Annotated in this window: 10 protein-coding genes; 4 read left to right on the top strand and 6 right to left on the bottom strand. The window is 65.2% G+C overall.

The annotated features are described in order from the left end of the window. Positions 1–34 precede the first annotated feature (34 nt). Both ACWW1C_RS19665 and ygiD read left to right on the top strand, forming a co-directional pair. Positions 35–832 carry an SDR family NAD(P)-dependent oxidoreductase gene (locus tag ACWW1C_RS19665; RefSeq protein WP_455979951.1) on the top strand — a complete coding sequence of 266 codons (798 nt, stop codon included), beginning with the start codon at positions 35–37 and terminating at the stop codon, positions 830–832. Positions 833–903: 71 nt separating this feature from the next. Beyond that, positions 904–1668 (top strand): 4,5-DOPA-extradiol-dioxygenase, encoded by a 765-nt coding sequence (ygiD, locus tag ACWW1C_RS19670; RefSeq protein WP_455984365.1) that lies wholly within the window; start codon positions 904–906, stop codon positions 1666–1668. A gap of 7 nt (positions 1669–1675) precedes the next feature. Here ygiD and ACWW1C_RS19675 read toward each other — a convergent pair whose 3' ends face one another. After that, the gene (locus tag ACWW1C_RS19675; RefSeq protein WP_455979952.1) at positions 1676–3058 is read right to left on the bottom strand and encodes an NAD(P)/FAD-dependent oxidoreductase; all 1383 of its coding nucleotides are present in this window, start codon (positions 3056–3058) and stop codon (positions 1676–1678) included. A gap of 169 nt (positions 3059–3227) precedes the next feature. Beyond that, a complete protein-coding gene (locus tag ACWW1C_RS19680; RefSeq protein WP_455979953.1) occupies positions 3228–4784 on the bottom strand; it encodes a flavin-containing monooxygenase in 1557 nt (518 codons plus the stop codon). Between the two features lie 100 nt (positions 4785–4884). On the opposite strand from ACWW1C_RS19680, the gene ACWW1C_RS19685 reads away from it, so the two are divergent. Continuing rightward, positions 4885–5493 carry a TetR/AcrR family transcriptional regulator gene (locus ACWW1C_RS19685; protein WP_455979954.1) on the top strand — a complete coding sequence of 203 codons (609 nt, stop codon included), beginning with the start codon at positions 4885–4887 and terminating at the stop codon, positions 5491–5493. A 120-nt stretch (positions 5494–5613) separates the two neighbouring features. Next, positions 5614–6231 carry a hypothetical protein gene (locus tag ACWW1C_RS19690; RefSeq protein ID WP_455979955.1) on the top strand — a complete coding sequence of 206 codons (618 nt, stop codon included), beginning with the start codon at positions 5614–5616 and terminating at the stop codon, positions 6229–6231. Positions 6232–6245: 14 nt separating this feature from the next. On the opposite strand, the gene ACWW1C_RS19695 is transcribed toward ACWW1C_RS19690, so the two are convergent. The 4 genes from ACWW1C_RS19695 to ACWW1C_RS19710 all read right to left on the bottom strand — a co-directional run bounded on the left by ACWW1C_RS19695 (position 6246) and on the right by ACWW1C_RS19710 (position 12718). Then, positions 6246–6983 (bottom strand): hypothetical protein, encoded by a 738-nt coding sequence (locus ACWW1C_RS19695; protein ID WP_455979956.1) that lies wholly within the window; start codon positions 6981–6983, stop codon positions 6246–6248. A gap of 51 nt (positions 6984–7034) precedes the next feature. Further along, entirely contained in the window at positions 7035–9320 is a 2286-nt protein-coding gene (locus ACWW1C_RS19700; protein WP_455979957.1) for a transglycosylase family protein, read from the bottom strand. Positions 9321–9396: 76 nt separating this feature from the next. Further along, on the bottom strand, positions 9397–11085 hold the full coding sequence (locus ACWW1C_RS19705; RefSeq protein WP_455979958.1) for a dynamin family protein: 1689 nt from the start codon (positions 11083–11085) through the stop codon (positions 9397–9399). Between the two features lie 121 nt (positions 11086–11206). Continuing rightward, positions 11207–12718 (bottom strand): GTPase, encoded by a 1512-nt coding sequence (locus tag ACWW1C_RS19710; protein WP_455979959.1) that lies wholly within the window; start codon positions 12716–12718, stop codon positions 11207–11209. Positions 12719–12742 lie beyond the last annotated feature (24 nt).

Below are 12742 nucleotides of genomic sequence, written 5' to 3' on the forward strand. Positions count from 1 at the left end.
CAGTGAACCGCCGCAGCCCACGAGGGATGGACGGATGAACCGAAACAACTACCAGAACGCCACGGCAATCGTCACCGGAGCCGCATCAGGCATCGGGCGTGCACTGACGCTGAGGTTGGCCGAACGTGGTGCGACCGTGTACGCCGCTGACCGCGATACCGAACGCCTCAGCGGTTTGGCAGATTGCGGCGCTGGCGGCCAAATCCAGCTGGTGCCAATGGACGTCACCGATCGAGATGCGGTAACCGCTGCGGTGAATCGCGTCGTCACCGAATGCGGAAGTCTCGACTTGATATTCAACAACGCCGGCATTGTCGTCGGTGGCGACTTCGCTGACATGACGCCCAATGCCTGGCAACGCATCGTCGACATCAACTTCTGGGGGGTCGTTCACGGCACAGAGGCCGCGTATGCGCAGATGCGCATACAGGGCCACGGCCACATCGTCAACACCGCCAGCAGTGCCGGGGTAATGCCGGTGGTTCGATCGGCCGCCTACGCGGCGACCAAACACGCAGTCGTAGGGCTGAGCACTTCACTGCGGGCCGAGGCAGCCGATCACGGCGTCCATGTCAGTGTCGTCATACCCGGGCTGGTGGACACCAATATCTTCAGTGCTGCAACGAATCTCGCCGCATATGACTACGGCGCGGCAGTCGAGCGGGTACCGATGAAGAAGGTGACGCCGCAGCAAGCCGCCGACGCGATACTGCGCGGCGTCGCCCGCAATGACGAGTTCATCGTTTTCCCGCTGCTGAATCGGTTGGTGACTCAGCTCTACCGTACGTTGCCCACACTCATGGGTCCGATCGTCACCCGCGCCGGCATGTAGTCACCGCATCGGTGGGATCCACGGTAGCGTTGACGACCAAGATGACCGGACCAGCAGGTCTGCCCACCATCATGCCGGCAGCGTTCATCGGGCACGGCAGTCCGATGAATGCCGTAGAACGCAACCGTTATACGACGGCGTGGACGGAGTTCGGCCAGTCGGTACCGCGGCCCCGCGCGATCCTGGTGATCAGTGCCCACTGGTACATCAACGCCACCGCGGTCACCGCCATGGCGCACCCCCGCACCATCCACGACTTCTACGGTTTCCCACAAGAACTGTTCGACGTGCAGTACCCCGCGCCCGGACTACCCGAGCTGGCCGACGAGATCGCCGAGACCGTCAAACCCACGTGGGTCGGGTCGGATCGAGACAGCTGGGGTATCGACCACGGCGCCTGGTCCGTATTGGTGCACGCCTTTCCCGACGCCTCGATCCCGGTGGTGCAGTTGTCGATCAATGCCGAGAAGCCCCTGGAAGAACACGTTGCCCTCGGCGCGCAACTGGCCGAGCTACGCAGCCGGGGTGTACTGGTCGTCGGCAGCGGCAACATCGTGCACAACCTGCGGGCCATGAACGCGCGGCTTGCCGACAGCGGATTCGATTGGGCCACAAGGTTCGACGACGCGGCAGCCGGCCTGCTGACCGCGGCGCCGGCCGACATCCTGCGGCTGCGGGAGCATCCTGACTTCGCCGCCGCCGTGCCGACCCCTGATCACTTCATCCCCATGCTCTATATCGCCGGGCTGTGCGCTGCCGCCGACACCCCTGCGCACGTGCTCGTCGACGGCTATACCTACGGGTCGCTGTCGATGACGTCGTACACCGTGACGTGAAATCCGTTCAGCACGTGCTGCTGGCGTCAACCTCTGTCGCGCCGGCCGGTTTCAGCGCGTCTCGGGCCGGGATGTAGGCATGCCGGTGATTGAGGAACTGACGGTGCACGCTCTCGCCGACCAAGGACCGCACCTCATTCAGGACCGCGCGCCGGCCTTGGCGTTCGTGCCGCAGCAGCCGCCCCGCGGAGCCGAACAGTCGCGCCGGACTCAACACCTGAGACGGCTTCTCGCGATGCGTGAAGAGGCCGAGGAACCGTCCGATCTGCCCTTTTTCGTGTAGGTCCGCGACCATCTGCGGAAATACCGCCGGGACTCGACCCGCTTTGCCCAGATCGTTGGCGAACCAGTAGTGATCGGCGAACTCATGATCGCGCCAGCGGCCCCAGTGACCCAGCGCCGAGTCTTGCTCGTCCGGCGAACCATTGACCCCCCGAACGACTGCTGGAACCAGCGCGTCTACTTGGGCGAACGCGTCGCTGATCCCCCGCCCTGCCGACGGATCCTTGAAGTGGCCGGCATCGCCGACGAGCGCCCAACCCGGCCCGGACGGTTCCCGGAAGAAGCCGGTCCAATGCAACATGCCGAAGTACTTGCTCACCCGCTGGGCGCCGGCCAACGCCTCCGCGACGGGCTCGCAGCTCAGCGCGTCAGCCATGAAACAACCATCGAGGTCGTCGCGGAATCGCTGAAGTCGACTCAGCTCGGGGACGACGATCACCTGGTACAGACCATCATCGCAAGGTGCAGAGATCACGAATTTGTCGTCCCACCGGTGAAACACGTTGGACGGCTCGGCCGACATGTGCGCTCCGGTGAAAAACGCCCAGTACGCGAATCGCTGGCCGGCGACGACGTTGTACTTGCGGGCCGCAACGAAATTCCCGACCGTCGAATTGCGCCCGTCGGCGCCGATGACCAATCGGGCACGGAGCTCGTCCTCACGGCCGTGGGTCCTGACCCGCACACCCGTTACCCGGCTGCCGTCCTTCACCAATCCGGTGACCTCGGTCGCCATGCGTACCTGCGCCCCGGCATCCTCGGCGGCTTCGGCCAGAATCGGGTCGAGTACCGTCCGCCGGACGGACGCGCCACCGCCGACGTCACCGTCGCGCAGGGGCCACGGGGCATTGAACTGGAAGCCGTCGGCACGGGAATTGGACCGCCTGGTGAACGGCGCGCCAGTCGACCGTAGTTTGTCCGTCACGCCCAGGCGGTCGAGAAACGATAGGCCGTCGGTCTCGAAGATGTGTGTCGACAGAGTGTCTCGGGGAAATGTCGCCCGCTCTACGACCGCGACGTCGAGCCCCTTCCTGGCCAGCATCGCGGCCAGCGGTGATCCGGCACAGCGTGCGCCGACGACGATGACGTCAAATCCCTGGGCCAACATGGTTGCTCCCGACGTTCGCACTGCGCCGAGGCGGGCCGCACCCGGCGCAGCTGGAAAAAAGCGTACGCCGCGCATTGCGCGACGTACAGCAATTCTTCAGGACTTTGCCATGATTACCGCTAGCAGGCTCACGGCGGTTTTATCACCGGGGCGTCAATGCCAGGGTGCGCTAGACCCCTTGCTCCGCAGCAACTCTGGCGTGACCCCGGTTGCGCTCGGCGGGAGTGTACTCATAACTGTCGAGATCAAATGTCTTGCTGGCCAACCACATGGACAACCCCGACACCGGCCGCACGAACGGTGCGTCGCCGTGCCGGTCGAAGTAATAACTGTTCGCCTGCGCGCAGCTGGGTTGCACGAAAACCGTATGAGCGGCCTTCTTTCGCACAGAGCGCATGTACTTGTCGTGGGGTTCCTGCTTGATCGCCATCCGCATGGCTCCGCGGCGCCGCGCCTCGTCCAGGCATCGCACGATGTGGCGGCACCCCGCTTCGATGATCGAGAACCACGAGGCACCCGTAACCGACCACGGCCCGTTCATCAACCAGAAGTTCGGTGCGATCGGCGTCGAAATTCCCTCGTAGTTCTGATATCGATTCTCATCCCAGAACGCACCCAACTCCACTCCACCGAGCCCGACGACCGGGAACGCCGGCATGGCGCCGAGCTGAAGAATGTTGAAACCCGTTGCCAGCACCAGGGTATCGACGGCGTGCTCGGTCTCGCGCCGTTCGCCGGTCTGCACATCTCGCGCCTCGGTGACGATTCCGTGCTCGGTGATCCGAGTGATCGGGTCGGTGACCAGATCGACGTCGTCCCGGTTGAACGTGCTCAGGTAGTTGTTGGAGAACGACGGTCGCTTGCAGCCGAATGCATATGCCGGCGTGAGCTTTTCACGGAGTTCACGATCCTTCACCTGATTCGCGAGGTGGCGGCGGCAGACCTGCTCGATGCCGCGGACCAGGAACGGCAGCCGCGTGTGGTACACCACGCCTGCGGTGAAGATGAAGTCGGAAAGCACCGTCGTGACCATGCTGACCGCGTCCTGCGTGACCGGCACCACTCCGAACATCCCCTGCACCCATCCCGGAATGGCGCCGTCGAACTTCGGCACCACCCAGATGGGTGTGCGCTGGTAGACGTCCAGGTGCGCGGCACGCTCGGCAAGCTGCGGCACGAGTTGTAGGGCGGTGGCGCCGGTTCCGATGACCGCAACCCGCTTGCGGTCGATCCCGATGGTGTCGTCCCAACGGGCGGTGTGCACCAATTCGCCACGGAAATCGTCGATGCCCTTGATGTCCGGATTCTTCGGTTGATCGAGGGGCCCGACCGCACCGATCAGGAACCGCGCGACGATCAGTCCACGGTCGGTGTGGATGCGCCAGACGTTCTCGCCCTCGTCGAACACCGCGCGCTCGACCTTGGTGCGCAGCTGAATGTGCGGCTTCAACCCGTATTTGTCCACGCAGTGCTCGGCGTACCGCCGTAGCTCGGCTCCGGGCGCAAACAGGCGTGACCACGAAGGGTTGCTCTCGAACGAATACGAGTACGTGGTCGACGGAATGTCAACGGCAACACCGGGATATCGGTTGTGGTGCCAGACTCCCCCGATACCGTCGGCCGCATCCAGAATCCGGAAGTCCGCAAAACCGGCCTTCTTGAGCTGAATTCCCAGTCCGATGCCCGAGAACCCGGCGCCGACGACGACTATCTCGTGATCCACCATGACGGTCCTTCTCCCCTTGCGGCGACGGCGTAGTGGTACGTTTTCGTACCAGGTGGTGCGGTACACGAACGTACCACGGTCATGGGGAAAGGTGTCAAGAGTGCAAGATCGTCCCTCGCCGACCGCAGAGCCCGATGCCAAAGGACATCGTCAGCGCCTGCTCGACGCGATGGCCGACTGCATCGTGGAGACCGGTTTCGCCCGCGCCACCGTCGCCGACGTGGTCCGGGTCGCCGCCACCTCACGCCGGACCTTCTATCAGCACTTCACAGATATCGAAGACTGCCTGAAGGCGCTGTACTCGGAGAGCGTGCGGATCATCATCGACGCCATTCGTCACGCCGTCGACCCGGAAGCGTCGAGCCGGGACCAGGTCCGCGCCGCCGTCCATGCCTGGATCGGCGTGTGCGAGCAGCGACCGGCGCTGACGAGTGCGTTGACCCGGGAGTTCGCCGCGCTGGGCCCCAAGAGCTGGGCACTGCATTTTCAGTATGCCGAGGACTACCGCGTACTCATCCAGAACCTCACGGAGAGCGAGCAGCTACGCGAAACCGGTGCTGCCCAGATGTCGTTGCTCCGGGTCGTCATGCTGCTCGGCGCGCTGAACGAGCTACTGACCTTCGCGGTCCATCGGGCGATCCCGTTGCAGGAGATCGCCGACGAAGCCGTGAAAGTGGCACTGATGATGCTGGGCGACACCTCCCCCTGATTCTCTTCTGTAACAACGGCAATCGTGACAACCCGATTGTGGGAGGATTATTGGCAATCCGTCTGATGCGACGAGGGAGGGTTCGGAATGCGCCCCAAACGAACATTGAACTCACTCTGCTTGGCTACGGCGGCGGTATCGGTTGCCGCGACCGCCGGCTCAGCGCACGCCGACCCGCTCGGCGACGTCGACGACTACATCGGTCGGTCGGCGCAGACGGTGTGCAATCGCCTGTCGGCCGCAGCGGACAAGGACGGTGTGGCCGCCGAACTGACCGCAATCGTCGACGACAGCCGCACCAATGCCGCCCGACCGTTCAGTTACCACGAAGCCCAGTACGTCATGGCGAGCGCCGTCAGGAACAACTGCCCCGGTCTCGAACCATTGGTGCAATCCAACGGCGTCTACCAAGCGGCGGACGACTACGCGCGGGCTCAGCAGGCCGCGCGTCACGCCGGGGTGTCGACACCAGCCGACCTACCCGGCCTCGGCCACGCGACACGGGGCCAGTCCTGTACGAACACAATCACTTTCGTGTTTGCCCTGGCCCCTGACGGCCAGACACTGGCGTGCTTACCAAGCTCTGCCCCGTCGTACGGATTGAGCGCACCGGTGATCGGCGTGCGGACGCTCGGCTCGCCCTGTCCCGACACCGGCCAGCTCGCCCAGTCAACCGACGGTGAACCGATGATGTGTCTGGGCGCCCCCGCCGCCTGGGCTGTATATCGCGACCTGTGATCAGCGCGGCCGACTCAGTAGATATAGACGCGGGCGTTCTTGCCGCCGACGCACGTTATCCAGTCCTCATCGTTCTGGGCGGCGCATTTCATCACGAAGTCGTTGCCGGCGCATTCCGCGCCGGTCGATCGGCACGACACCGATCCCGCGGCAGTGATGCGCTTGGGATCCTTGGTCGGCATCCCGACCTGTTCCCAATAGGCTTCGAGAACCTTGCTCGCGAAGGCGCACGACGTCTCCCTTGATCCCCGGAACGAATGAGTACCGAATCCCTTGCGGCCCTTCACATGAAACCCTTCTGAGCACCGCTGCCCGGCGCCGTCGGGATCGGCCACGGCGGCCGGCGCTCCCGTTCTACCCGGGGAGGCCGACGTCGATGCCGATCCCGACGACGTCGACGAGGGTTGCGCGGACTTCGACGACGAAGCAAACGGGTCGCCGCCACTGTTGAGACCGGACGATGAGTCCTGCCGCATGAACGTCGCCCACACGATGGCGATGACCAGGACGATGCCGCCGGCGACCGCCAATCCGATCAGCAGCGTGGCATTCGGCGGTCGGCGGGACCGTTTCGGTGCCTCCTCCCACGGGATCGCCCCGCCGGCCGGATCGTGCTGGGGTTCACGCTCGTGGTGTGGCGGGACCTGGGTCGCCGACGCCGCGTACGTGGCCTCTGACCATGCCGCGCCCTCACTCGCACGCCCGATGAGTGGATCGGTCTCGTCGTGCATTGGCTCATCGCGAAACGTCATCGTCGGTGTCCTGTCGTGTCCGTGGGAAGGCGGTGGCCGAGCCGAGCACTATCAGCCACCCGGTGGGGGCTCGCCACCGGGGTCAGGAGGCACGTCCGGGCCGGGCGGCGGAGGTGGCGGCGGTGGCTCCATGCCGGGCGGCGGCGCCGGAGGTTCGCCTGCTGCTCCGATCGCACTCGATGGGAAGTAGGCCCACTGCGTGAATTGTTTGTGATTCCAGGGCGTTGCGCCCGGCCCGACCTTGATCGGGACACCTTCGGTCTGTGCTTCGAAGCTGGTTCCGTCCGGCAGCGTGCCCGAGGTGTGGTGGTCGTTCCAGCCCACCGCCAGGGTGCCCGGCGGCACTTCGGACGGGCTGTTCACCAGGATCGCGCCCCGTGCCTGCAACCAGCTCCCTTCGTTGGGAGTTGCCATCCGATCCTGAGTCGGAGGCGCCCCGGTGAACGCGTTGACAATCATCGAGACCAGTCCTGAACAGTCGGCACCACCGTCACCGTGGCCGCCCCAGATGTAGGGCTTGCCCGCCATGGCATGCGCCATATCGGTCGCCGCCGCCACCGCAGCCGAATTCTGCTGTCCACCAAAGGGCTCCGGGGTCACCGCCGCCGCCTTGACCACGTTCGCGACGCCGTCCACGACCGCGTTGGTCACGTCCTTCGCCGCGTTCGCGAGCTGATCGATCACGGCGTTCGCGCCGGCACTCGGGGGCACGAAGGTATTCGGCCATGCCCCCGGCCCTTGTTGCTTGAGCGTCTCCTCCGCCACCATCATCTGCTGTTGTGGCGTCGCCAGATCCGCCCGCGGCGCGAACTTCAGACCGCCACTGGCCTCCCACGTCGACTGAGTGAACTGCAGGCCGCCGTAGAATCCGTTACCGGTATTGATCGACCAGTTGCCACTGGATTCCTTCTGCGCCATGGACGCCCAGTCCGCATGCCACTGCTGCGGCGCCGCCGACGGTGGGTTCGTGGTCACCGCGGCAGCCGGAGCGACCGCGGCGGCAGGCGCCGGATTACGCGTGGCGACCGACGGTTGGCTGTGCCGGCTGATCGCATCGGACACCGACGATCCGGACCTCGGCACCACACCGTGATCAGCGGTTGCGGCGGTGGTCTCACCCCCAACGGGCTCGACGACCACCGGACCGTGCGACCCCGCAGCAGCGGGCTGCGGCGGTGCGGCGGGAGACGCAACTGACTTCGTCGGTCCCTCGTGCCCGACCGGTTCCACCACCACATCCGAAGTCGCCCCGGGCCCTGCGGCAGGAGTCGCGCCCCATGCGGCGCTACCGGCGGCCCCGGCGAACTGGGGGTGACCGCGGACCGCGTCACCGGCGGACGGCGATCCCGGCGCGTGCTGGGCCGGGGCCGGAGCGTCCGGAATGATGAGTCGCTGACCGTCGACGATCAAGTTCGGATTGGTAAGACCGTTGGCCGCCGCGATTCTGGTGTACGCCGTCGGGTCTCCGTAGACACTTTGGGCGATGCTCCACATGGTTTCGCCGCGTTGCACCACATGTGTGCCGCCCGCGCCCCCGCTGTCGAATTCTGCGGCGAGATACGTCTCCGCGGTGGGCGCGTGCGCGTTCAGCGCGACGGGCACCACCACCGGGCCGGGAGTCGTGACACCGTGCCGCGTGATCGGTTGATCTGTCACCAGCAATTGGTTCTCGCCTGCCGCCCACGCCTGCTTGAAGTCTTCGAGCGGGACGACTTCCTTGTTGCCGTTGGGATTTCCGGGGTCGGACAGTATGACGCGACCGTGGGCCTCATCGATTCCGGTGATCAGCAGGGCGTGGTTGGCGCGGCCGCTGGGATTGGCCGCCGTGTTGTGGCCGTGCCAGATTTCGTCCGCGTTGACGCCGACGACGATCGCTCGGCCGTCGTCCAGAAAACGCTCGAGATCACCCATGTTCGCGTTGGACGCGACGTGCGACTGCACGCCGAACGACTCCAGCACCTTCACCGCATCGCTGAGCGTTTCTCCTTGTGCTGTAACGGGTTTGCCAAAATCGGCGAACCGCTGGGCAACGACGGACTCATCACCGAACCGATGCCCGGTGATTTGAGAAAGCACTTCGGTCAGCGCGGCGGGAACACAGTAGCCGCTGTTGCGCTGCAGGAACCAGTCGTCGCTGAGCGTTGACGGGTCGCCGTGGGAAAGTCCCGACTGGGGGTCGGTGCCGACCTGCGGCAACGGCAGGTCCGCCAGCGGTCCCTGCCCCCCGGCGTTCCAGTCATCGGAGTGGTGCAGGTCTGCGTAATGAACGTCGGGGGTCGTCGACGCATCGTGCATGTCCGCGTTCTGAATGTCGTGCGAATCCATGAATTCGGTCATTGACGCACCTCTTCGTCATACTCTGAGTTCGCGAAGGTGAAAAAGCAATACCGTTGCGGAACAATCGATCAGGCCATCAACCGGCCCCCGGCACGGGACCGGCCAGCAGCGCCTGGCGCCGGATTCGTGACGCCTCCCGGAGCGGATCGAGTTGAGTCCTCACCTTGTTGAGGCGGAGCAGATCTGCGGCCGCGCGGTCACGTGCCCGGCCCAAATCCTTCCGGGCATCGGTTGCGGTCTGAAGTGCATCCGCCATGGCAGTCGCGATGGTTTCCTGAAGGGTATAAGACGCCTGCCGGAAAATTCGGTCCAGATCAAGAGATATTTCGCCGTTCGCACTGTTGAGGCATTCATTGATCCACCCCCGCAAGCTGATGACATCGCTTGCTCTTTCACGAAACTTCTTTTGTAGTCGCCACCACACCACGCCGACCGGCAATGCCGCGACCGCCCCAACCCCCACCGCGAGAATTCCACCTGCCGATACGGAAAGGGCGGCCGCCAGACTGGGGGTGATCAACATGCGAGCCGTATTCGTGCCCATCATCGCCGTCGTCAGCCCCATCATCGTGGCCGACGGATCCTGTGGAGGCCCAGTGCGTTCCCGCAGGAACTCCGCGGCAGTCTCGCCGCGGGCGGGCAATCGGTCGACCACGGTGGCGGCGGTATCGTCGCCACCGGTGATACCGGCGAGGAGATGGCGCGTGATCTCCTCGATGTAACCCCGCACGGCGCCATCGATCTCGTCCTGCAAGTCACACAAGTCGGAGACGATCGTCGCTTCGATCTCCGGGATCATGGCCGGCTTGATCTTCTCCTGCATCTTGGCGTCGTAGCGGTCGCGCAGTTGATTCAGACGCCGACGCAGTCGAGTGCGGGCTTCGTCCCGCGCGGTGTCGATCGCCCTCGCCAACTCCATCCGCCAGGCCGAGTTGGCCTCGGTGAGCAGGGTGATCTGACGAGTGATGGCGGCCAGTTGTTCATCGTCCTCCGGTACTGATTCGAGTGTCTGTTTACGGTCGGCCAGAATGACTTCCGCGTCGTCGATGGCACTCGCAATCGCCCGCAGTGTGTTGAGCTCATCGAGCTCACGGTGCATCGCCGAGATGCGGAGCAGCTGTGACCAGAGCTCGTCGATCCCGCTGAGCCGGGCAAGCGTGAGGTTGCCGCGCGCTGTTGCCATATGCGCCAGCCGGGCACTGATGGGGACGAACGTCACGTCGTCGAAGCGTCCCGACGGGAACCGGCGGAAATCGCCACGGATCGTGTCGACGTTCTCGGCGAGAACCTGCTCCCAGTCGGCGTACTTGTCAGTTTTGGACAGCACGAACACGATCTGATCGATGCGGCTCGCTGCTTCGGCAAGGAATTTGCGTTCTGCGATAGAGATTTTCGCAGCAGCAGAGCAGACGAACACCAAAGCCGTCGCCTGCTGCACCGCCGTGAGCGCCAACTGGGCCAGTGCCGAGTCCGTTCCGCCGACGCCGGGCGTATCGAACAGCGTCAGCCCGGCCAGCCGCGGATCGGTCACCGTCAGTTCAACCCGCTCGGGCCGCTCGTCGGCGCTCTCCCCGAGGAATGCCGCCAGATGTGTCACGTCACCGCTGATCATCCGGCCGTCGCCGTAATGCGCTCGTACCGAAGCGGTTCGGTCGCCGCCCACCGCGATGTACGACACCGTCGGACGTACCGGCAGCAGGTCGGAACGGCCGAGCAGCGCGTTGAGCATCGACGTCTTGCCGGTGCTCGGCTCACCGACCACCACGACGTTGGCCCGGCTTTCCGCCAATGTCCCGGCACCGGCCGTCAACCGCTGAAGCGCCGCACCGGCGCCGACGTCGGGCAGTAGCGACTGCAGCGATTGACGCAGCGCCGCCAGATCCAGGTCAGCCGGTGCGGTCATGATCGCCCCGAAGTTCAGTGCCCAACAGGTACGTCGACCAGTGCGCGGTGTCAGCCACTTGGCGCACAAGGGCACTCGAGGCGGTGTTGGCATACGCCCGCCACCACCTGCTGGCTTCCAGCGCCATCCGCGCCAGCTCCTCACGCGGCGTCACAGCCGGCGCGCCGAGTCTGGCAGCCGGTTCCGTTTCCTCCCAGAGGTTCAGCGCCGTCCGGCTGATGTGGATGTCGGGCAGCACGCACCGACCCGAGTACAGCGCGGCCAGACACCGAAGCTCGGTCAGGGCGTGCATGGCCGGATGGTCGCGCAGAGACCGGATCCGCTGCCGCACTTGCTGTCGCTGTGGCTTGGCCAAATCCGCTGTGGCAATGAGGCGTTCGAGCTCGGCCAACACCAATGTCGCCTTGAGGACGGCGGCCGGCCGCACATACAGCACCTCGATCCGGCGCCACAACGCCGCGATACCGGAAACCGACCGCAGCCGGTCATACATGGTGGCCGCCGACGTTGCCGGGCCGGTGGATTCCGTCAGGACCCGGACACCGAAGAGATCGAGGCGGTCGAGCAGGACCCGCGCGGCCCCCGGCGGCAGGGAGTCGATGGCTTCGAAGGCGCCCACCCACAACAGGGCCATGGCCAGATCGGCTTCGTCGAGTGCGGCCAGCGCACGAATCGAGCCCGCCTGCGTTTCGTCGAAGGCACCAGTTTCCGTGGTCTCGGCGATCTTCCCCATGACGGGCAGGACGCCGGCCAGTCCGTCGGCCAGATCACCGGCATGCCGGGTGGCCGTCGTGACGGCGATCGGCCAGGGATCATCACCGTCGCCGTACTGATCTGCACGGCTCAAGATGCCCATGGCGTTCGGGAAGTCAAATGCGAAACGGTATTTCGCGCGAAAGTCGTTGACGATCTTGGCTTCGTCGGCGTGCACGACCTCGCCGAAGACGAACAGCATCACGTCGATCTCACCCGAAGCGAGCAGGCGTTCGGTCTGGTCGGCCAGTCCGTCGTCCCCCGACAGGCCAGGGGTATCGATCATGATCACCTGTCGCAGGGGTGCGTGCGACAGGGAAACCTCGAGACGGTCGATCTCCTCGGGGGGCACGCCGAGTTCGTCGGGCAACTCGCCTTGCGGACCGGTGTAGACGGGCACGGACGTGCCGTCTCGACGAATCACCCTGGCCTGCTTGGCGCCATACCGGTACCACGTGATCACTCGCGTGCACTCGGTCGAACGCGTCGGAGCCACCTGGGCGCCGATCAAGGCGTTCACCAGAGTCGATTTACCCGCGTTGGTACGGCCGACGACCGCGATCCGCAGTGGCTGCAGTGACCGCCGCCCGAGTGCATGGATCCGGTCTTTCGCGTCGCCGCCCAGCTGTACGGCGACGTCGGCCAGCAAGCCACCGAGCTGCGCGAGCAGATCCGCGTGGATGCTGTCGCCACCGGCGACAACGCCCATCTCCTGCGTCGCGGCACCGCTAACGCCGGACACGACACTCGCCGCCCGCGATCCGAC

The sequence above is a fragment of the Mycobacterium sp. HM-7 genome (genome assembly GCF_053852335.1).